Source organism: Paracoccus shanxieyensis, assembly GCF_009711265.1.
Classification (GTDB): Bacteria; Pseudomonadota; Alphaproteobacteria; order Rhodobacterales; family Rhodobacteraceae; genus Paracoccus; species Paracoccus shanxieyensis.
In genome coordinates this window covers 61,727-80,978 of record NZ_WMII01000010.1, presented here as the reverse complement: position 1 = coordinate 80,978, position 19,252 = coordinate 61,727, and the positions used below count along the sequence as shown (strand labels likewise).

Genomic DNA, 19,252 nt, shown 5'->3' with positions numbered 1-19,252 from the left:
CACTTTGGGAGAGGTGGGGGTTTCACAAAACCAGACATGAAAGCGAGCGGCGCTGCGGAGCGCCCATCGCCAGCGGAGGAATGTCATGAAGCATCTTGTTCTCGCCAGCGTCTTTGCCGGTGCCTTTGCCCTGCCCGCACTGGCCGATTATACCATCATCGCGCCCGCCAATCCGGGTGGCGGCTGGGACCAGACCGCGCGCACCATGCAGCAGGTCATGCAGGAAGACGGCATCTCGCCCTCGACCCAGGTGCAGAACGTGCCGGGCGCGGGCGGCACCATCGGGCTTGCGCAATTCGCCAGCCAGATGAAGGGCAATCCCGATGCGCTGATCGTCGGCGGCTATGTGATGGTCGGCGCGATCCTGACCAACAATTCCCCGGTGTCGCTGAAGGATGTCACCCCCATCGCCCGCCTGACCGGCGAATATGAGGCGATCGTGGTGCCCGCCGCGTCCGACATTCAGGACATGGCCGGGCTGGTCGCGAAGCTGAAGGAAAATCCCGGCGCGGTCAGCTGGGCCGGCGGCTCGGCCGGGGGCACGGACCATATCGCGGTCGGCATGATCGCCAAGGCGGCGGGCGTCGATCCGACGAAAATCAACTACATCGCCTATTCCGGCGGTGGCGAGGCGCTGGCCGCCATCCTTGGCAATCAGGTGACGGCGGGCGTGTCGTCCCTGGGCGAATTCGAAGCGCAGGTCAAGGCAGGCACGCTGCGCCTGCTGGCGATCTCGGCCCCCGAGCGGGTCGAGGGCGTGGACGCTCCGACGCTGAAGGAAGCCGGGCTGGACATCGAATTGCAGAACTGGCGCATGGTCGCCGCCGCACCGGGCCTGTCGGACGATCAGAAGGCCAAGGTGACGGCGGATATCGAAAAGATGGTGAAATCCGAAAACTGGCAGAAGCAACTGTCGGACAAGGGCTGGATGGACACCTATCTGTCGGGCGCGGCCTTTGACGAACAGCTTGCCAAGGATGAGGCCGCGACGCAGGCCATCCTGAAAGACATCGGTCTGGTGAAATGAGCCATTCCGGTCAGGAACCGCAGCGCCGCCCCGACCGGGCGGCGCTTGTCATCGCGGTGTTTCTTGCCGCCGTCGCGGGCGTGATGCTGTGGGACAGCGCGCGCCTTGCCGATCTGGGCGGCTATTCCGGCGTCGGCCCCGCCAGCGTGCCGCGCGTCGTGGCATGGTGCCTGCTGGGTCTGGCGGTCTGGACGGGCTTTGCCGCCCTGCGCGGCGACTTTCCCGAGCGCGAGCCGCAGGACCCGAAGCCGGTCCTGTGGATCATCGCGGGCCTTGCCGCGCAGCTGATGCTTCTGCACATCGCGGGGTTTTCCATCGCGACGGGCATTCTGTTCGCCTTTACCGCCCGCGCCTTCGGCAAGCGCAATCTGGCGATGACCCTGCCCATCGGCATCGTCGTCGCCTTCGTGGTCTGGGCGATTTTCGCAAAACTCCTGATGCTGCACCTGCCGCCCGGCCCGCTTGAGCATCTGTTCTTTCCGGGGGGCTGATCCATGAGCGCCTTTGACTTCCTGATGCAGGGCCTTGCGACCGCTGCCGAGCCGATGATGCTGCTTTACGCGCTGATCGGCGTGACGCTGGGCACGATGGTCGGCGTTCTGCCCGGCATCGGCCCTGCGCTGACCGTGGCGCTGCTGCTGCCCGTGACCTATCGGCTGGACCCGGCGGGGTCGCTGATCATGTTCGCGGGGATCTATTACGGCGGGATGTATGGCGGCTCGACCACCTCGATCCTGCTGAACACGCCCGGCGAAAGCGCCTCGATCATCACCGCGCTTGAGGGCAACAAGATGGCCCGCAAGGGGCGCGGCGGCCCGGCACTGGCGACGGCGGCCATCGGCTCGTTCATCGCGGGTCTGATCGCCACGCTGCTGCTGGCCTTTCTTGCGCCCAGCATCGTCAAGATCGCGCTGACCATGGGACCGCGGGAAAACTTTGCGCTGATGGTGCTGGCCTTCGTGACCGTCTCGGCCGCACTTGGCGATTCGGCGCTGCGCGGGCTGACCTCGTTGTTTCTGGGGCTGGCGCTGGCCTGCGTCGGCATCGACCAGCTGACCGGACAGGCGCGGCTATCCTTCGGCGTGCCGGAACTGCTGGACGGGATCGAGGTCACCACCATGGCCGTCGCGATGTTCGCCATCGGCGAGGCGCTGGCCATTGCAGGAACCAAGGTCAAGGGCGATGAGACCGTCACCGCCGTCAAGGGCTCGGTCTGGATGAACCGCAAGGATTGGGCGCGGTCGTGGAAGCCCTGGCTGCGCGGCACCGTCATCGGCTTTCCCATCGGTGCCATGCCCGCAGGCGGGGCCGAGATCGGCACCTTCCTGTCCTATGCCACCGAAAAGAAGCTGTCCAAACACCCCGAGGAATTCGGCCATGGCGCCATCGAAGGCGTGGCCGGACCCGAGGCCGCCAACAATGCCAGCGCGGCAGGCACGCTGGTGCCGCTGCTGACGCTGGGGCTGCCGACCTCGGCCACGGCGGCGATCATGCTGGCGGGTTTCCAGCAATTCGGGCTGCAACCGGGGCCGCTGCTGTTTGCCACCAACCCGACGCTGGTCTGGGGGCTGATCGCATCGCTGCTGATCGCGAACTTCATGCTGCTGGTGCTGAACCTGCCGCTGATCGGGTTGTGGGTGCGGCTGCTGACCATCCCGAAACCGTGGCTTTACGCGGGCATCCTGCTGTTTGCGACGCTGGGCACCATCGGCGCGAACCCGTCCAGCTTCGAGCTTGGAATGCTGCTGGCCTTCGGCGTTCTGGGCTATGCCATGCGGCTTTTCGGCTATCCCATCGCGCCCATTGTCGTGGGCCTGATCCTGGGGCCGATGGCCGAACAGCAACTGCGCCGCGCGCTGGCCATCAGTCAGGGCGACTGGACGGTTCTGGTCGGATCGCCCATCGCCGCGACCCTGCTGGGTCTGGCGGCGCTGGCCCTGATCGTGCCGCTGATCATGCGCGCCCGCGGCAAGGGCAAGGTGCTGTCCCAGATGGGCGGAGACGAGGACTGACACCCTGAACAAGACCCCCGGCCTTCTGGGGCCGGGGTTGCCATGTCGCGGACGCATGGCGGCAATGCCCTATGCTGCATTGCAGAAAAACCGCTCGCACCCCATGTCTTGCTTGACGAAACATTCATCCGAATAGGCAAGGACATGACCGCTCTCCGCTTTATCCGCAACGCTTTCAGCATTCTGAACGCTGCCATCGCCGTCACCTCGGACGTGCGCCAGCACCGTATGCCCACGGCAGGCGCGCTGCAGAAGCTGGGCATCCGCGAAGCCGATTTCCGTACGATCCAGCTGTAAGCTGCATCTACCGCATCCGCATGACGACAAAGGCGAAGTGTCCACCCTCGCCTTTTTTGCATTTGTGCCGCTCCATGCGGCAGCTTACAAAACGATGTATTCACACATCCGTGAGTTTAGGGTAAAATGCGCCCTACACGCGATTTTCCTGCGCTGACACCACCCCCGGTTCAGCACAGCAAAGCTGCGTGCTTATGCGTATGTGAGGTTATATCATGCAAAAGCAACTGGCAGCCGAGGCGATTGGCACCTTCTGGCTGGTATTCGGAGGTTGCGGCAGCGCTGTGCTGGCTGCGGGCTTTCCTGAACTTGGGATCGGCTTTGTCGGCGTATCGCTGGCCTTTGGCCTGACCGTCCTGACCATGGCCTATGCGGTCGGCACCATCTCGGGCGGACATTTCAACCCGGCGGTCACCATCGGCCTGATGGTTGCGGGGCGTTTCCCCAGCGCGCGCGTGGTTCCCTATATCATCGCGCAGCTGGTCGGCGCGATCCTTGCGGCGCTGGTGCTGTATTCCATCGCCTCGGGCAAGGCTGACGCGCAACTGGGCGGCTTTGCCTCGAACGGGTATGGCGCGAATTCGCCCGGCGGCTATTCGATGTTCTCGGCCCTGCTGATCGAGATCGTGCTGACCGCCTTCTTCCTGATCGTGATCCTTGGTTCGACCCATGGCCGCGCGCCCAAGGGCTTTGCCCCCATCGCCATCGGTCTGGCGCTGGTGCTGATCCACCTGATTTCGATCCCGGTGACGAATACCTCGGTCAACCCGGCACGTTCGACCAGTCAGGCGCTGTTTGCAGGCGGCGCGGCGATCCAGCAGCTTTGGCTGTTCTGGGTGGCACCGATCGTCGGGGCCGTCATCGGCGCGGTGATCTGGAAAGCGATGGGCGAAAAGGACGACGAGGTCGTCGGCGACCTGCCCGCGCCCCAGCCGCCGCTGACCCCGCAGCACTAAGGCGAAAGGCCCGGCCATGCCGGCCGGGCCTTTTTCTTATTCGACGGTGACCGATTTCGCCAGATTGCGCGGCTGGTCCACATCGGTGCCCTTGGCGACCGCCGTGTGATAGGCCAGATACTGCATCGGCACCGCATAAAGGATCGGCTGGAACATCCCGCCGCCCTGCGGAATGGCAAGGCTGGCATAAACCCCGTCGCCGCCCGCCTCGATCCCTTCGGCATCCGAGATCAGCAGAACCTGCCCGTGCCGCGCCATGACCTCTTGCATGTTCGAGACGGTCTTTTCAAAAAGATCGTCGCGCGGCGCCAGCACCACCACCGGCACATTGCGGTCGATCAGCGCAATGGGGCCATGCTTCAATTCGCCCGAGGCGTAGCCTTCGGCGTGGATATAGCTCAGCTCTTTCAACTTCAGCGCGCCTTCCAGCGCCACCGGATACAGCGCGCCCCGGCCCAGATACAGCACGTCCTGCGCCTCGGCCAGCCAACCGGCCAGATTGCGGCAGCCGTCGCCCACCGCCAGCGTCTGGTTCACCAGCCCCGGAATGGCGCGCAGATCATCCAGATGCGCGGCCAGCCCCGCATCGTCCAGCCGCCCGCGATCATGCGCGGCCTTCAGCGCCAGCACCGCAAGCACCGCCAGCTGACAGGTGAATGCCTTGGACGAGGCCACGCTGACCTCGATCCCGGCCAGCGTCGGCAGCGCGATATCGGCATCGCGCGCAATGGCCGAGGTGCCGACATTGACGATGCCCACGGTCTTGGCCACCTTGTCGCGCGCGTAATGCAGCGCGGCCAGCGTATCGGCGGTTTCGCCGGACTGGCTGACGAACAGCGCCCAGCTTTTGGCCGACATCGGCGGCTCGCGATAGCGGAACTCGGACGCGACATCCAGATCGCAGGGCAGGCCCGCCAGTTGTTCAAACCAGTAACGCGCCACACAGGCCGCGTAATAGGCCGTGCCGCAGCCCACCAGCGTCAGCCGGTCCACCTCTGAAAAATCGATGGAATCGGGCAGAACGATGCGGTCGCCCTTGATATAGTGGCTGAGCACATCGCCCAACACGACCGGCTGCTGGGCGATTTCCTTGGCCATGAAATGCCGGTAGCCGCCCTTGTCGATCTGGGTCGCGCCCACGTCGATGCGCTGGATCTCGCGGTGGACGGGCCGATTATCGGCGTCAAAGATCTGCGCGCCCGCGCGGGTGATGACGGCGTGATCTCCGTCCTCAAGATAGGTGATGCGGTCGGTAAAGGGGGCCAGCGCCACCGCGTCCGAACCGATGAACATCTCGCCATCGCCGCTGCCCACGGCAAGCGGGCTGCCCTTGCGGGCGGCGATCATCAGATCGCCCTCGCCTTCAAACAGAAAGGCCAGCGCGAAGGCGCCATGCAGGCGGGTCAGCGTCTGACGCGCCGCCTCGACCGGGCCAAGCCCCTGCGCCATGTGCCATGCGGTCAGCAGGGCCACGGTTTCGGTGTCGGTCTGGGACTCCGGGGTCATGCCCAGCGCCACGACCTCTTCGCGCAATTCGCGGAAGTTCTCGATGATGCCGTTATGGACCACGGCGACGGGGCCGCGCTTATGGGGATGGGCGTTGGCTTCGGTCGCGGCACCATGTGTGGCCCAGCGAGTATGGCCGATGCCGGCATGGCCGGGCAGCGGCTCATGCACCAGCTTGTCGGACAGGTTGACCAGCTTGCCCACCGCCCGACGCCGCGCCAGCGTGCCATTGGCATCGACGGTTGCCACGCCCGCGCTGTCATAGCCGCGATATTCCAGCCGCTTCAGCGCCTCGACCAGTTGCGGCGACACTTCGTGGCTGCCCAGAATTCCGATGATTCCGCACATGTTATTTGCCCTTCTTCTGGCGCAGCGCCTGCATCAGCCGCGCGGCAAGGCCGGGTTTCGTCACCTGCCGCGACCGCGCGATCGCCATGGCGTCATCGGGGATATCCTCGGTGATGACCGAACCCGATCCCGTCATCGCCCGCGCGCCCACGCGAACCGGCGCGACCAGCATGGTGTCCGACCCGATAAAGGCGTCCGCGCCGATTTCCGTCTTGTGCTTGAACACACCGTCATAATTGCAGGTCACCGTGCCTGCGCCGATATTCGTGCGCTCGCCGATATGGGCATCGCCCAGATAGGTCAGATGGCCGACCTTGACGCCTTCGTCCAGAACCGAGTTCTTGATTTCCACGAAATTGCCGACATGCACGTCGCCGCCCAGTTCCGCGCCGGGACGCAGGCGGGCAAAGGGGCCGACAGTGGCGCCCGCGCTGATATGGCAGCCCTCCAGATGGCAGAAGGGCAGGATTTCCGCGCCGCTTTCAATCGTCACACCGGGACCGAAGACCACGTTCTGCCCGATGATCGCATCACGCCCGATCACCGTATCCAACGCGAACCAGACGGTCGCCGGATCGCTGAGCGTCACGCCGTCCTCAAGCGCAAGCGCGCGGGCGCGGGTCTGGAAGGCGGCTTCGGCGGCGGCCAGTTCGGCGCGGGTGTTGATGCCCAGCGTCTCGGCCTCATCGCAGGTGACGACCTCGACCCGGCGGCCGCTGGCGCGGGCCAGCGCGGGAATGTCGGTCAGGTAATATTCACCCGAGGCGTTGTCATTGCCGATCTGCGGCAGCAAGTCCCGCAACAGCGCGGCATCTGCGGCAAGAACGCCCGAATTCACCAGCCTGATCGCGCGCGTGGCCTCGTCGGCATCCTTGAACTCGACGATCTTTTCCAGCCCGTCGGGGCCGGTCACCAGACGGCCATAGCGGCCGGGATCCTGCGTCTCAAAGCCCAGCACCACCACATCGGCCGTGTGGCTGGACAGCGCCAGAAGCGTATCCTCGCCGATAAACGGCGTGTCGCCATAAAGCACGATCACCCGGCCCTCGAAGCCGTCCAGATGCGGAATGGCCTGCAACACGGCATGGCCGGTGCCAAGCTGTTCGGTCTGCAGCGCGATCACCGCATCGGGTTCCAGCCTTGCAACGGCCTTGCGCACGGCATCCGCCCCATGCCCGGCCACGACGACGATGCGTTCGGGGTCCAGCGCCCGGCCCGCGGCAAGGGCGTGCCCGACAAGGGGAACGCCGCCCAGACGATGCAGCACCTTCGGCAGATCCGATTGCATCCGGCTGCCCTGCCCGGCGGCCAGAACGATAAGCGCTGCGGGATTATCCGTCATGACTGCCTCGTCGCCTCTTTTCTTATGTTTCGTCTGCGTTCTACCTAGGGGCCGGGATCGGGGAAAGACCCCCGGGGATCAAACATCTTGACGGAAGGTTACAGCATGGCGGGCACGGTTGTCTTTGATCTGGACGGAACGCTGGCGGATACGTCGGGCGACCTGATTGCGGCGGCAAATGCCTGCTTTACCGGGCGCGGATTGCCGTCTTTGCTGGACCCGGTCGAAGATGCGCTGATCGCGTTCCATGGCGGGCGGGCGATGCTGCGCGCGGGCTATGCGCGGATTGCCGCCGGCACGCTGCTGCCCCCCACCGCCGAGGATGAGGATTACGCCCGCCTGCTGGGCCATTACGGCGACGCCATCGCGGTGCATACGCGGCTGTATCCGGGGACCGAGGCGGCGCTGGACGCACTGGCGGATGCGGGCCACATCCTGTCCGTCTGCACCAACAAGCCCGAGGCCCTGGCCGAAACCCTGCTGCGTGAACTGGGCATCCGTGACCGTTTCGGGGCGCTGGTCGGGGCCGATACCCTGCCCGTCCGCAAGCCCGATCCCCGCCCCTATCAGGCGGCGGTCGAACGCGCGGGCGGCACGGTCGCCCGGTCATTCCTTGTCGGAGACACCGAAACCGACCGCAAGACCGCCGCCGCCGCAGGCGTTCCCGTGGCACTGGTGGCCTTTGGCCCCGAGGGTCAGGCGCTGGACCGTCTGGCCCCCGAGGCGATGCTGGCGCATTTCGACGACCTGCCAAAGCTTGCGGCGCAGTGGCTGGCGTGACAGCCAGCCCGGTTCACTCTGCCTGACTGGCCGGTTTGGCGTTCAGATGGCCATAATTCTGCGCGCCGATCTGGTCATGCAGCTCAAGCTGGGTTTCAAGGAAATCGATATGGCCTTCCTCATCCGAGATCAGGTCCTCGAACAGGATCTTGCTGACGTAATCGCCGACGCTTTCGCAATGATCCCGCGCCTCGATATACAGGTTGCGGGCGTCATGTTCGCCCGCAAGATCGGCCTCCATCGTTTCCTTTAGGTTCTGGCCGATGCGCAGCGGGTCCAGCTTTTGCAGGTTCGGATGGCCTTCCAGAAAGATGATGCGCTGGATCAGGCGGTCGGCGTGATGCATTTCCTCGATCGATTCGGCGCGGGATTTGTCGGCGATATGGCCGTAACCCCAATCCTCTTGCAGCCGGTAATGCAGCCAATACTGGCTGACGGCGGTCAGTTCAGACCGTAACGCTGCGTTCAGATATTCGATGACCTTTGCGTCGCCCTTCATGGCTCACCTCGATGCGGTTGGCTTTCATGCCCCGAAGGATGGGGGGCACGGCCAGATTATCGCATCGGCGCATCGTGTCCAGAAACAAGGGCATACAGCCGCCACAATCGGCGCGCTTGCCAAGGGCGTGATAGACCTTGCCGGGGGTGATGATGGTTTCCGGATCGGCGGCACGCATCCAGTCGAAAGCCACGCGGATGTCGTGGTCGGAAATTTGCATGCAGTGGCAGACGATCATTGAATCACCCTTGGCTGCGCATGTCTTACCATTTCTATCAACCAAGTAAAGTCCGACCATTTCACTTTGTGATTACAGCGCCGCTTGACGCTGCCAATCGGCGGCGCGAAAACGCCGCGCATGAAGCTTGATGATTTCGATTTCCACCTGCCGGAAGGGCTGATCGCCACACGCCCCGCACGGCCCCGCAGCTCGGCCCGGTTGCTGGTCGCCGAGGGTGATGGGCTGCGCGATCTGCATGTGCGCGACCTGCCGTCGCTGCTGGGTCCGGGCGATCTGCTGGTGCTGAACGACACCAAGGTCATCCCCGCCCGCCTGTCGGGTCAGCGCAGCCGTCAGACCCCTCAGGGTACGGTCAGCGCCAAGGTGGAAATCACCCTGTTGGAGCCGCAGGCCGATGGCACATGGCGCGCCCTGGCCAAGCCGCTGCGCAAGCTGAAACCCGGCGAGACGGTGCGCTTTGGCGATCTGCTGTCGGCCGAGGTCGTGGCGATGACCGACAGCGACCTGTCGTTGCGCTTCGATGCCGAGGGCGAGGCCTTCGATGCCGCATTGGCGCAGGTCGGCGCGATGCCGCTGCCGCCTTATATCGCGGCGCTGCGCGCACCGGATGCGGCGGATCGGGAGGATTACCAGACCGTCTGGGCCGAAAAGACCGGCGCCGTGGCCGCCCCCACCGCCAGCCTGCATTTCGATCAGGATCTGCTGGAGACGCTGCGCGCACGCGGCGTGCGCTTTGCCCATGTCACCCTGCATGTCGGCGCGGGCACGTTTCTGCCCGTCAAGGTCGATGACGTGACCACGCACAAGATGCATGGCGAATGGGGCGAGGTGACGCCTGCCGCCGCCGATGCGATCAACGCAACCCGCGCGGCAGGCGGCCGGGTGATCCCGGTCGGCACCACGGCGCTGCGGTTGATCGAAAGCGCCGCGCACGACGACGGCACGGTTCAGCCGTTCCGGGACGTTACAGAAATCTTCATATATCCGGGGTATCGCTTCCGCGTGACCGACGCCCTGATGACGAATTTCCACCTGCCGAAATCGACGCTGCTGATGCTGGTCAGCGCCCTGATGGGACAGGACCGCATCCGCGATCTGTACGATCACGCGGTCAAATCCGGCTATCGCTTCTTCAGCTATGGCGATGCGTCGCTTCTGATACCCTAAGGAGGGGACCATGCTCAGCGTGCTGCGCACCACCTGGCCATTGCTTCTGGGCATCCTGCTGCTGATGGTCGGCAACGGGATGCAAGGCACATTGCTGGGCATCCGCGGCAAGATCGAGGGCATCTCGACCACGCATATGTCGGTGGTCATGGCGTCCTATTTCGGCGGCTTCCTGCTGGGATCGCGGGTGGTGCCGAACATGATCCAGAAGGTCGGGCATGTGCGCGTCTTTGCGGCGCTTGGCTCGATCATCTCGTCGGTGCTGATCCTTTACGCCTTCGCACCGCACTGGATCGCATGGGCGGTGATGCGGCTGCTGATCGGGTTCTGCTTCTCGGGCGTCTATATCACCGCCGAAAGCTGGCTGAACGCCAGCGCCCGCAATGAGACGCGCGGACAGGCGATGTCGGCCTATATGATCGTGCAGATGCTGGGCATCATCGCGGCGCAGCTGCTGATGAACACCGCCGATCCGGCGGGCTATCTGCTGTTTCTGATCCCGTCGCTGCTGGTCAGCGTGTCGTTCCTGCCGATCCTGCTGTCGCGCCAGCCCGCGCCGCAATTCTCGACCATCAAGCCGATGAGCTTTGCGGCGCTGTTCCGCGTCTCGCCGCTGGGCTGCGTGGGGATCTTCCTGATGGGCGGGGTGTTTTCGGCGATCTTCGGCATGGCCTCGGTCTGGGGCTCGATCAAGGGCCTGTCCGTGACCGAGATCTCGGCCTTTGTCGCGGCGATCTATGCGGGCGGGCTGGTGCTGCAATACCCGATCGGCTGGATGTCGGACCACAGCGACCGCCGCCTGATCGTCATGGGCCTGTCGCTGGTCGGCTTTGTGGTCGCGCTGATCACCTTCTTCGTGCAGCCGGGCATCTGGGGGCTGATCGCCACCGCAGCCATCGTGGGCGGTGTGGCCAACCCGGTCTATTCGCTGCTGCTGGCCTATACCAATGACTTTCTGGACCAGTCGGACATGGCGGCGGCGTCGGCCGGCCTGCTGTTCATCAACGGCGTCGGCGCCATCAGCGGCCCGCTGATCGTGGGCTGGTTGATGTCGATGATGGGGCCCGACGGCTTCTGGGCCTATCTGGCCGCGCTGCTGCTTTTGCTGGCGGCCTATGCCGGTTGGCGCCGCACGCGCCGCCCCGCGCCGGCCCACGATCAAAGCTTTGCCATCATCGCACCCTCCGCCACGCCGCTGGCGGTCGAGGCGGCGCTGGAAAATGCCGGCTCGGACGACGCGGGGGCGAAACCCTCGGCCTGAACCTTGCGGCCCCGGCCCGGCTCTGCCAGCATCCCCCTGATGACATCAGGAGGGATGCACATGCCGCTGAACAAGACCCCGGAAGACATCTACCGGTTCTGGCTGGAAGAGGTCGGAGAGAAAGGCTGGTATGAGCGTTCGGACGCGTTGGACGCGCAGATCCGCGACCGCTACATGGCAAGCTGGCAACAGGCCGAACGCCTGACCGCCGATTGGGCCACCACGCCCGAAGGCGCGCTGGCCAGCCTGATCCTGACCGACCAGTTCCCGCGCAACATGTTCCGCGACGATCCCCGCGCCTTCGCCACCGACGATCTGGCCCGTAGGATCGCGAACGACGCCATCGCCGCCGGGCACGACCTGCGCATCGACCCGCCCGCGCGGCAGTTCTTCTATTTGCCCTTTGAACACAGCGAGGACATGACCGATCAGGACCGCGCGGTCGAGTTGTTCACCGAATTCATGCCGGGCGAAAACCAGCGCCATGCCGAACTGCACCGCGATACCATCGCGAAATTCGGCCGCTTCCCATGGCGCAATGCCGCGCTTGGCCGGACGCCGACCGATCAGGAAACCCAGGTCATGCAGGCGGGCGGCTATAGCGCGCTGGTCTCGGGCAAGCTGTCGCTTGCCGATCTGGAATAATTGGTTTAACGCTCAACTATATTTTGCAACAGGGGGAATACCATGGCGCAGTCCTTCGACATGGTGGTGATCGGCTCGGGTCCGGGGGGTTATGTCTGCGCCATTCGCGGCGCCCAGCTTGGCCTGAAGGTCGCCGTGATCGAGCGTGAGCATCTGGGCGGCATCTGCCTGAACTGGGGCTGCATCCCGACCAAGGCGCTGCTGCGCTCGGCCGAGGTGTTCCACCTGATGCACCGCGCCAAGGAATTCGGCCTGAAAGCGGATGGAATCGGCTATGACCTGAATGCCGTGGTCCAGCGGTCGCGCGGCGTGGCCAAGCAACTGTCCGGCGGCATCGGCCACCTGCTGAAAAAAAACAAGGTCACCGTCATCATGGGCGAGGCTGCGCTGACCGCCCCCGGCAAGCTGTCGGTCAAGACAGATAAGGGCAGCGAAGATGTGACCGGCAAGTCGATCGTGCTGGCGACAGGTGCCCGCGCCCGCAACCTGCCGGGGCTCGAGGCCGATGGCGATCTGGTCTGGAACTACAAGCACGCGCTGCAACCGCCGCGGATGCCGAAAAAGCTGCTGGTGATCGGCTCGGGTGCCATCGGCATCGAATTCGCCAGCTTCTTCAACACGCTGGGCGCCGACACCACTGTGGTCGAGGTGATGGACCGCGTGCTACCGGTCGAAGATGCGGAAATCTCGGGTCTGGCGAAAAAGCAATTCGTCAAGCAGGGAATGAAGATCCTCGAAAAAGCCACGGTCAAGAAGCTGGATCGCGGTCAGGGCAAGGTCACCGCCCATATCGAGAAAGACGGCAAGACCGAAACGCAGGACTTCGACACGGTGATCTCGGCCGTGGGCATCGTCGGCAATGTGGAAAACCTCGGCCTCGAAAAGCTGGGCGTGAAAATCGACCGCACCCATGTCGTCACTGACGAATATTGCCGCACCGGCGTCGAGGGGCTTTTCGCCATTGGCGACGTGGCAGGCGCACCGTGGCTGGCGCATAAGGCCAGCCATGAAGGCATCATGGTGGCCGAACTGATCGCGGGCGGCCATCCGCACCCGATCAAGCCGAACTCGATCCCCGGCTGCACCTATTGCAACCCGCAGGTCGCCTCTGTCGGCCTGACCGAGGAAAAGGCCAAGGCCGCAGGCTATGACATCAAGGTCGGCCGCTTTCCCTTCATCGGCAATGGCAAGGCCATCGCGCTTGGCGAGCCCGAAGGGCTGGTCAAGACCATCTTCGACGCCAAGACCGGCGAACTGCTGGGCGCGCATATGGTCGGCGCCGAGGTGACGGAACTGATCCAGGGCTATGTCGTCGGCCGCACGCTGGAAACCACCGAGGCCGAGTTGATGGAAGCCGTCTTCCCGCATCCGACGCTCAGCGAAATGATGCATGAATCCGTGCTCTCGGCCTATGGCCGCGCCATCCACTTCTAAGATCCACAAGGGGGCCACAGGGCCCCCTTCGCCTTTGAAAGCTTCTCTGTTCCCGAAATACTCCACGGGGGTCCGGGGGTGTGAACCCCCCGGCGCGGCAGACCGAACCGGGCGCGGTCAGCCAGCCACAGGCAGGCGCGTCTCGACCATCCGCGCATACCAGCTCGACCCTGCCGGGATCGCCCCATCGTCGAAATTATACCCGGCAGTATGCAGCATGCCGCTGTCGCCATTGCCGATGAAGATATAGGCGCCGGGACGGCTTTCCAGCATATAGCTGAAATCCTCGCCCGCCATCAGCGGGGCCACATCCAGATCGACCGCCCCGGCGATCTCGCGCGCGGCCTCGGCGGCATGGATCGTCGCATCCGGATGGTTCAGCGTCACCGGATAGCCCCGGTCGTAATCAATCTCGACCTGCGCGCCATAGGCTGCGGCAACCCCTTCGGCCACGCGCCGCACGCCATCTTCAAGCTGATCGCGCACCCCGGCATCCAGACTGCGCGAGGTGCCCTTCATCCGCACCACATCCGGGATCACGTTATGCGCGCGGCTGTCGGTTTCGACCACGCAGACCGACACCACGCCGCTTTTCAGCGGATCGACATTGCGCGACACGACCGATTGCAGCGCCACGATGATCTGCGCCGCCACAAGCGTCGTATCGATCCCCTCATTCGGCTTGGCCGCATGGCCGCCCCGCCCCGTCACGGTGATGTCGAACTGATCGGTCGAGGCCATGATCGCCCCCGGCTTGATCGCGAAAGCCCCGACCGGCAGGCCCGGCATATTGTGCATCCCGTAATATTCGTCGATCCGCCAGCGGTCGGTCAGCCCGTCCTCGATCATCGCCAACCCGCCGCCGCCGCCTTCTTCGGCAGGCTGGAAGATCACCACGGCGGTCCCGTCGAAATTCCGCGTCTCGGCCAGATATTTCGCCGCGCCCAGCAGCATCGCGGTATGGCCGTCATGGCCGCAGGCATGCATCACGCCGGGCTGCCCCGAGGCGTAATCCAGCCCCGTCGTCTCATGGATCGGCAGCGCATCCATATCGGCGCGCAGGCCCACCACGCGCCCGGACAGATCGCTGCGCCCGCGGATCACGCCGACGACGCCCGTGCGACCGATGCCCTCGGTCACCTCATCGACGCCAAAGCTGCGCAGCAATTCGGCCACTTTCGCCGCGGTGCGATGCACCTCGTACAGCAGTTCGGGATGACGGTGAAAATCATGTCGCCAGCCGGTGATTTCCGGCAGCATTTCGGCGAAGCGGTTCTTGACGGGCATCAGGGTATCTCCTTCGCGGCAAGAGTGACGGTTTTGCCGGGCCTGCGCAACGGTCGGCAATCATCGGGCGCGCTGCATATCGCGCTTGCTTTCAGGCGCGATGCTGGCAAAATTCTCACGATTCTGTGAGGCTGATTTCAGGCAGGAGCATCCGATGCGTCACCTGACTATGCTTTTCGGCACGATGCTTTTCGGCGTTTGCGCGCTTGGCGCCCTTCCGGCCCATGCCCAGCGTGGCGCGGATGGCCAGCTGAAGATCCTCTACTGGCAGGCCCCCTCGACGCTGAACCCCTATCTGTCCTCGGGGACCAAGGATCTTGAGCCCTCGTCGCTGGTGATCGAGCCTCTGGCCGGGTTCGATGAACAGGGCGCGGTCTTTCCGCGCCTTGCCGCCGATATTCCCAGCGTCGAAAACAACGGGATCTCGGCCGATCTGAAAACCGTCACATGGCGGCTGAAACCGGATCTGCAATGGTCCGATGGCAGCGCCGTCACCTCGGCGGATGTCAAGTTCACCGCAGATTACTGCATGAACCCCGATGGCGGCTGCGCCCAGCTTGGCCGCTATCAGGGGATCGCGCGGATCGAGACCCCGGACCCGCTGACCGTGGTGATCCATTTCACCGATCCGCGCCCGAACCCCTTCACCGCCTTCACCGGCGCGCAAAGCCCGATCCTGCAAAAGGCGCAATTCGCGCATTGCATGGGCGCTTCGGCCTCGGGATGCACCCAGCAGAACTTTGCCCCCATCGGCACCGGCCCCTTCCGCGTCACCGAATTCCGCACCAATGACGCCGTGACGCTTGAGATAAACCCGCATTACCGCGACCCCGCCAAACCGGCCTTTGCCAGCGTCACCATCAAGGGCGGCGGCGATGCGGCGGGGGCCGCGCGCGCGGTGCTGGAAACCGGCGAATACGATTACGCATGGAACACGCAGGTGCCCCCCGATCAGTTGCAGGCCATGCAGGCGGCGGGCAAGGGGCAGATCGTCACCGCCTTCGGCACGCTGGTCGAACGGGTCGAGATCAACCTCTCGGATCCCTCGCCCGCTTTGCCGCAGGCGGAACGCGCCACGATGAAGCATCCGCATCCGATCCTGTCGGATCTGCGGGTGCGTCAGGCGCTGTCCATGGCGCTGGACCGGGAATTGCTGGCGGAAATCGGCTATGGCCCCTCGGGCCGGGCGACCTGCAATCTGGTGCCTGCGCCTGTGGCCTATGCCTCGGAAAACAGCGCATGCCTTGCGCAGGACATCGCCGGGGCCAGGGCGCTGCTGGATCAGGCGGGCTGGCAGACAGGCCCGGATGGGATCCGCGAAAAGGACGGCAAGCCGCTGCATCTGCTGTTTCAGACCTCGGCCAATCCGATCCGGCAGGATTATCAGGCGCTGATCAAACAATGGTGGCAGGATATCGGCGTCTCGACCGAATTGAAGGTGGTCGATCCCGCGATCTTTTTCGGCGCGGATGCCAATGCCCCCGACAATTTCATCCGCTTCAACGCCGATGTCGAAATGTTTGCCAACAACTTCGACGGCACCGACCCCGAACCCTATCTGGCGCGATATACCTGCGACAAGGCCCCCGGTCCCGACAGCCAATGGCAGGGCGAAAACATCAACCGCTATTGCAATGCCGACTTCGACCGGCTGCTGGCCCAGCTTGGCCGCACCTCGGGCATCGCGGCGCGCGGCCAGATCGCCAAACGCCTGAACGACATGCTGACCAAGGATGGCATGGTGCTGCTGCCGCTGGTCGATCGCGGGCGTGTCTCGGCCCATTCCAACACGCTTCATGGTGTGGTGATGAACGCATGGGACAGCGAGCTTTGGAACATCGCAGACTGGTCCCGCGCCGCAGACTAGGCGTCCTGCGGCGGCTTTGGGTGCTGCTGCCGATTTCGCTGATGATCTTTCTGCTGCTTGAGGCCGCGCCGGGCGATCCCTTGGGCCAGATCCCCCTGACCCTGCCGCCCGAGGTGGCAGACGCCATGCGCGGCGCCCTTGGTGTGGGTGAGCCGTGGCCTCTGCGCTATGCCCTGTGGCTGAAGCAATTCTTCTGGACCGAGCCGCTGCATTGGGCGGGCCTTGCGCCCGACGCGCCGCGCATCGTCAGCTATCAAAGCCGCGCCCCGGTCTTCGACGTGATCGCCCAGCGGCTGCCGCAGACGCTGTGGGTGCTGGGGCTGGCCTATCTTCTGGGCATCGCACTGGCTGTGGGCATCGGCATGGCCGCAGGCTGGCGTCCGGGCGGCTGGCTGGACCGGCTGTGCAGCGCGGCGGCAATGCTGGGCTGGTCGCTGCCGACCTTTCTGACGGGTCTGGTGCTGATCTGGGCCTTTGCCATCCGGCTGGGCTGGCTGCCCTCGGTCTATGACACGACGCTGCGGGTGCGCGACGGGTCCAGCCTTGCGCAGCAGATGCGCCAGATGGCGATGCCGGTGGCGGTGCTGGCGCTGTATAACGCCGCCCAGCTTGGGCTTGTGCTGCGCGCCGCCCTGCTGGAGCAGCGTCCGCAGGACTATGTTCGCACCGCGCGCGCCAAGGGGATGTCGCCGCGCCGCGTGCTGTGGCACATGCTGCGCAATGCGCTGGCCCCGCTTGTCACCACGATTGCGCTTGGCCTGCCCGGCGTGTTTGCCGGCGCGATCATCACCGAACAGCTGTTCCGCATCAACGGGCTGGGCCAGTTGCTGATCGGCGCGGTGCAGGCCAATGACCTGCCGATGGTCATGACGCTGTGCTTTCTGTCCGCCGTGCTGATCGTGCTGTGCAATCTGGTTGCGGACATCGCCTGCCGCTGGCTGGATCCGCGTCTTGGCTAGGCGGGCGCTGGTGCTGATTGCCGCGCTGGTGCTGCTGGGGCCGGTCCTTTGGCGCGTCGATCCCGGCCTTCTGGATCTGCGCGCGCGCAATCTTGGCCCCGGCTGGGCGCATCCTTTGGGCACCGATCAGCTTGGCCGCGACATGCTGGCACGCCTGCTGGCCGGAGGCCGCGTGACGCTGGCCGTGGGTCTTGCCGCCAGCGCGCTGGCCGTAACGATCGGCACAGCCATCGGGGCGCTGGCGGGCACGTTCCGCCGCGCGGATGCGGCGCTGATGCGGCTGACCGACATGTTCCTGTCGCTGCCGCTGCTGCCCCTGCTGTTGCTGGCGGTGATGCTGTTTCGCGATCCTCTGGCACAAAGGCTGGGGGCGCAGGCGGGGGCCTTCGTGCTGATCGTCGCGGCCATCGGGCTGACCTCATGGATGCATCTAGCCCGCATGGTGCGCGCGCAGGTCATGGCGCTGGCAGGGCGCGACTTCATCCTCGCGGCGCGGATGGTCGGCAATGGCTCGGGGCGGCTGATCGTGCGGCACCTGCTGCCGAATGTCGCGCCGCAGATCGGGGTCGCGGCGTCGCTTGGCTTTGCCTCGGCCATCATGACGGAAAGCGGGCTGTCCTTTCTGGGCTTCGGCTTTCCGCCCGACCTGCCGACATGGGGCAGGATGCTGGCCGAGGGCGTGGCCCAGATACAGACCCATCCCGCCCGCGTCCTGCTGCCCGGCGCGTTGATTGCCGTGACCGTGCTCTCCGTCAACGCGGTCTGCGGCGTCAAAGCGCCGCAATAAGCCGCGCCAGACACGCACGCGGCAGCATCAGAAGCATCGGCCCCGCCATCTGCAGCACCACCGGCCCCAGCGCCCGGTTCGAGGTCCCGACCGCCCCATCCGGCGCAAAGCCGATGCCATCTATCGGATATTCCAGCCCGGTCGAGCGGCCCTGCGCCGCCCCCATCGGAAACAGCGACAGGCGCGTGCCCGGCGGCAGATCCAGCGCGATGCGCGGCGGGCACAGCGCGATCACGTCATCCCCGGCGATCAGGATGCAGGGCGGGCCGATGCGGCGGGCCAGCACATTCAGCGCCGCCAGAAAATGATCCTGCCGCGCGCCGGAAAAGCCCACGGCCAGAACCAGCGGCGCGGCGATCCGCGACAGGCATTTGTGAAAATCCGTGCTGTCCTGTTCGGCCACGCGGTGCAGATGCGCCGCAGGAATGGCCGCCTGGGCCGAGGCCGACAGGGAATCGAAATCTCCGATCACCGCCTGCGGCATCAGCCCATGCGCCAAGGCCGCAGCGGCGCCGCCATCCGCCGCCACGACATCGCGCACAAAGGGCCGCACCAGATCCAGATCGGCCTGCCCGAACGGCCCGCCGCCGATCAGCAGCACCGGATCGGGGCTGGCAAGGACGGTCATTCGCCCTTGCCGATGCCGCGAAAGACGCGGCGAAAGGGCAGCGCCCACAGGATGCCCAGCCCGGCATAGACCAGAAGCTCGACAAGGATCGGCTGGCGCCCGAAGCGGGCGTCCAGCCAGTTCATCGCCGTGACGGCCACCACGATATACAGCGGCAGACCGATCAGCAGGATCACCAGCGACCAGCGTTTGCGGGCGCGCAGGTCCAT

At 65.1% G+C, this 19,252-nt stretch carries 20 protein-coding genes; 13 read left to right on the top strand and 7 right to left on the bottom strand.

What is annotated here, in order from left to right; all coding sequences use genetic code 11:
• Positions 1-85 precede the first annotated feature (85 nt).
• The 5 genes from GL284_RS11945 to aqpZ all read left to right on the top strand — a co-directional run bounded on the left by GL284_RS11945 (position 86) and on the right by aqpZ (position 4,292).
• On the top strand, positions 86-1,027 hold the full coding sequence (locus GL284_RS11945) for a Bug family tripartite tricarboxylate transporter substrate binding protein (protein WP_155044860.1): 942 nt from the start codon (positions 86-88) through the stop codon (positions 1,025-1,027).
• On the top strand, positions 1,024-1,518 hold the full coding sequence (locus tag GL284_RS11940) for a tripartite tricarboxylate transporter TctB family protein (RefSeq protein WP_155044859.1): 495 nt from the start codon (positions 1,024-1,026) through the stop codon (positions 1,516-1,518). Before GL284_RS11945 ends, GL284_RS11940 begins: the two co-directional genes overlap by 4 nt.
• A 3-nt stretch (positions 1,519-1,521) precedes the next feature.
• On the top strand, positions 1,522-3,039 hold the full coding sequence (locus GL284_RS11935; RefSeq protein WP_155044858.1) for a tripartite tricarboxylate transporter permease: 1,518 nt from the start codon (positions 1,522-1,524) through the stop codon (positions 3,037-3,039).
• 144 nt (positions 3,040-3,183) lie between these two features.
• Positions 3,184-3,336: a hypothetical protein gene (locus GL284_RS11930; RefSeq protein WP_155044857.1), complete on the top strand. Its 153-nt coding sequence runs from the start codon at positions 3,184-3,186 to the stop codon at positions 3,334-3,336.
• 215 nt (positions 3,337-3,551) lie between these two features.
• Entirely contained in the window at positions 3,552-4,292 is a 741-nt protein-coding gene (gene aqpZ / locus GL284_RS11925) for an aquaporin Z (RefSeq protein ID WP_155044856.1), read from the top strand.
• A gap of 36 nt (positions 4,293-4,328) precedes the next feature.
• Here the strand turns inward: aqpZ and glmS are convergent, their stop codons facing one another.
• Both glmS and glmU read right to left on the bottom strand, forming a co-directional pair.
• The gene (glmS, locus tag GL284_RS11920; protein ID WP_155044855.1) at positions 4,329-6,146 is read right to left on the bottom strand and encodes a glutamine--fructose-6-phosphate transaminase (isomerizing); all 1,818 of its coding nucleotides are present in this window, start codon (positions 6,144-6,146) and stop codon (positions 4,329-4,331) included.
• Between the two features lies 1 nt (position 6,147).
• On the bottom strand, positions 6,148-7,488 hold the full coding sequence (gene glmU / locus GL284_RS11915; RefSeq protein ID WP_155044854.1) for a bifunctional UDP-N-acetylglucosamine diphosphorylase/glucosamine-1-phosphate N-acetyltransferase GlmU: 1,341 nt from the start codon (positions 7,486-7,488) through the stop codon (positions 6,148-6,150).
• Positions 7,489-7,593: 105 nt separating this feature from the next.
• Between glmU and GL284_RS11910 the strand changes: the two genes are divergently transcribed.
• Positions 7,594-8,268, top strand: coding sequence for an HAD-IA family hydrolase (locus GL284_RS11910; protein WP_155044853.1), 675 nt, complete (start codon positions 7,594-7,596; stop codon positions 8,266-8,268).
• A gap of 13 nt (positions 8,269-8,281) precedes the next feature.
• Here GL284_RS11910 and bfr read toward each other — a convergent pair whose 3' ends face one another.
• Positions 8,282-8,767, bottom strand: a complete 486-nt coding sequence (gene bfr, locus GL284_RS11905; protein WP_155044852.1) for a bacterioferritin — start codon at positions 8,765-8,767, stop codon at positions 8,282-8,284.
• Positions 8,715-9,005 carry a (2Fe-2S)-binding protein gene (locus tag GL284_RS11900; RefSeq protein ID WP_155044851.1) on the bottom strand — a complete coding sequence of 97 codons (291 nt, stop codon included), beginning with the start codon at positions 9,003-9,005 and terminating at the stop codon, positions 8,715-8,717. Before GL284_RS11900 ends, bfr begins: the two co-directional genes overlap by 53 nt.
• Positions 9,006-9,125: 120 nt before the next feature.
• On the opposite strand from GL284_RS11900, the gene queA reads away from it, so the two are divergent.
• From queA to lpdA, 4 genes are read left to right on the top strand one after another with little or no spacing between them, the layout of a single operon-like run.
• Positions 9,126-10,175 carry a tRNA preQ1(34) S-adenosylmethionine ribosyltransferase-isomerase QueA gene (queA, locus tag GL284_RS11895; protein WP_155044850.1) on the top strand — a complete coding sequence of 350 codons (1,050 nt, stop codon included), beginning with the start codon at positions 9,126-9,128 and terminating at the stop codon, positions 10,173-10,175.
• Positions 10,176-10,185: 10 nt separating this feature from the next.
• Positions 10,186-11,436: an MFS transporter gene (locus tag GL284_RS11890; protein WP_155044849.1), complete on the top strand. Its 1,251-nt coding sequence runs from the start codon at positions 10,186-10,188 to the stop codon at positions 11,434-11,436.
• Between the two features lie 60 nt (positions 11,437-11,496).
• The gene (locus GL284_RS11885) at positions 11,497-12,081 is read left to right on the top strand and encodes a DUF924 family protein (RefSeq protein ID WP_155044848.1); all 585 of its coding nucleotides are present in this window, start codon (positions 11,497-11,499) and stop codon (positions 12,079-12,081) included.
• A 42-nt stretch (positions 12,082-12,123) separates the two neighbouring features.
• Complete coding sequence (gene lpdA, locus GL284_RS11880; protein WP_155044847.1) at positions 12,124-13,515, top strand: dihydrolipoyl dehydrogenase; 1,392 nt, start codon at positions 12,124-12,126, stop codon at positions 13,513-13,515.
• Between the two features lie 117 nt (positions 13,516-13,632).
• Here the strand turns inward: lpdA and GL284_RS11875 are convergent, their stop codons facing one another.
• On the bottom strand, positions 13,633-14,802 hold the full coding sequence (locus GL284_RS11875; protein ID WP_155044846.1) for a M20 aminoacylase family protein: 1,170 nt from the start codon (positions 14,800-14,802) through the stop codon (positions 13,633-13,635).
• Between the two features lie 169 nt (positions 14,803-14,971).
• Between GL284_RS11875 and GL284_RS11870 the strand changes: the two genes are divergently transcribed.
• Genes GL284_RS11870 through GL284_RS11860 form a run of 3 tightly spaced genes read left to right on the top strand, consistent with a single transcriptional unit; the run spans position 14,972 to position 18,415 of the window.
• Positions 14,972-16,669 (top strand): peptide ABC transporter substrate-binding protein, encoded by a 1,698-nt coding sequence (locus tag GL284_RS11870; RefSeq protein WP_155044938.1) that lies wholly within the window; start codon positions 14,972-14,974, stop codon positions 16,667-16,669.
• Between the two features lie 41 nt (positions 16,670-16,710).
• The gene (locus tag GL284_RS11865; RefSeq protein WP_230383052.1) at positions 16,711-17,628 is read left to right on the top strand and encodes an ABC transporter permease; all 918 of its coding nucleotides are present in this window, start codon (positions 16,711-16,713) and stop codon (positions 17,626-17,628) included.
• Positions 17,621-18,415 carry an ABC transporter permease gene (locus GL284_RS11860; RefSeq protein ID WP_230383047.1) on the top strand — a complete coding sequence of 265 codons (795 nt, stop codon included), beginning with the start codon at positions 17,621-17,623 and terminating at the stop codon, positions 18,413-18,415. Before GL284_RS11865 ends, GL284_RS11860 begins: the two co-directional genes overlap by 8 nt.
• On the opposite strand, the gene GL284_RS11855 is transcribed toward GL284_RS11860, so the two are convergent.
• Together GL284_RS11855 and GL284_RS11850 are read right to left on the bottom strand one after the other, a co-directional pair.
• Positions 18,399-19,043: a thiamine diphosphokinase gene (locus GL284_RS11855; protein ID WP_155044843.1), complete on the bottom strand. Its 645-nt coding sequence runs from the start codon at positions 19,041-19,043 to the stop codon at positions 18,399-18,401. The genes GL284_RS11860 and GL284_RS11855 overlap by 17 nt on opposite strands.
• On the bottom strand, positions 19,040-19,252 hold the full coding sequence (locus GL284_RS11850) for a DUF2842 domain-containing protein (RefSeq protein WP_155044842.1): 213 nt from the start codon (positions 19,250-19,252) through the stop codon (positions 19,040-19,042). The genes GL284_RS11855 and GL284_RS11850 overlap by 4 nt, the downstream gene beginning before the upstream one ends.

Coding starts and splice junctions, on each gene's coding strand:
- GL284_RS11945 (WP_155044860.1), top strand. CDS start 86: ATGAAGCATCTTGTTCTCGCCAGCGTCTTTGCCGGTGCCTTTGCCCTG.
- GL284_RS11940 (WP_155044859.1), top strand. CDS start 1,024: ATGAGCCATTCCGGTCAGGAACCGCAGCGCCGCCCCGACCGGGCGGCG.
- GL284_RS11935 (WP_155044858.1), top strand. CDS start 1,522: ATGAGCGCCTTTGACTTCCTGATGCAGGGCCTTGCGACCGCTGCCGAG.
- GL284_RS11930 (WP_155044857.1), top strand. CDS start 3,184: ATGACCGCTCTCCGCTTTATCCGCAACGCTTTCAGCATTCTGAACGCT.
- aqpZ (WP_155044856.1), top strand. CDS start 3,552: ATGCAAAAGCAACTGGCAGCCGAGGCGATTGGCACCTTCTGGCTGGTA.
- glmS (WP_155044855.1), bottom strand. CDS start 6,146: ATGTGCGGAATCATCGGAATTCTGGGCAGCCACGAAGTGTCGCCGCAA.
- glmU (WP_155044854.1), bottom strand. CDS start 7,488: ATGACGGATAATCCCGCAGCGCTTATCGTTCTGGCCGCCGGGCAGGGC.
- GL284_RS11910 (WP_155044853.1), top strand. CDS start 7,594: ATGGCGGGCACGGTTGTCTTTGATCTGGACGGAACGCTGGCGGATACG.
- bfr (WP_155044852.1), bottom strand. CDS start 8,767: ATGAAGGGCGACGCAAAGGTCATCGAATATCTGAACGCAGCGTTACGG.
- GL284_RS11900 (WP_155044851.1), bottom strand. CDS start 9,005: ATGATCGTCTGCCACTGCATGCAAATTTCCGACCACGACATCCGCGTG.
- queA (WP_155044850.1), top strand. CDS start 9,126: ATGAAGCTTGATGATTTCGATTTCCACCTGCCGGAAGGGCTGATCGCC.
- GL284_RS11890 (WP_155044849.1), top strand. CDS start 10,186: ATGCTCAGCGTGCTGCGCACCACCTGGCCATTGCTTCTGGGCATCCTG.
- GL284_RS11885 (WP_155044848.1), top strand. CDS start 11,497: ATGCCGCTGAACAAGACCCCGGAAGACATCTACCGGTTCTGGCTGGAA.
- lpdA (WP_155044847.1), top strand. CDS start 12,124: ATGGCGCAGTCCTTCGACATGGTGGTGATCGGCTCGGGTCCGGGGGGT.
- GL284_RS11875 (WP_155044846.1), bottom strand. CDS start 14,802: ATGCCCGTCAAGAACCGCTTCGCCGAAATGCTGCCGGAAATCACCGGC.
- GL284_RS11870 (WP_155044938.1), top strand. CDS start 14,972: ATGCTTTTCGGCACGATGCTTTTCGGCGTTTGCGCGCTTGGCGCCCTT.
- GL284_RS11865 (WP_230383052.1), top strand. CDS start 16,711: ATGATCTTTCTGCTGCTTGAGGCCGCGCCGGGCGATCCCTTGGGCCAG.
- GL284_RS11855 (WP_155044843.1), bottom strand. CDS start 19,043: ATGACCGTCCTTGCCAGCCCCGATCCGGTGCTGCTGATCGGCGGCGGG.
- GL284_RS11850 (WP_155044842.1), bottom strand. CDS start 19,252: ATGGACCTGCGCGCCCGCAAACGCTGGTCGCTGGTGATCCTGCTGATC.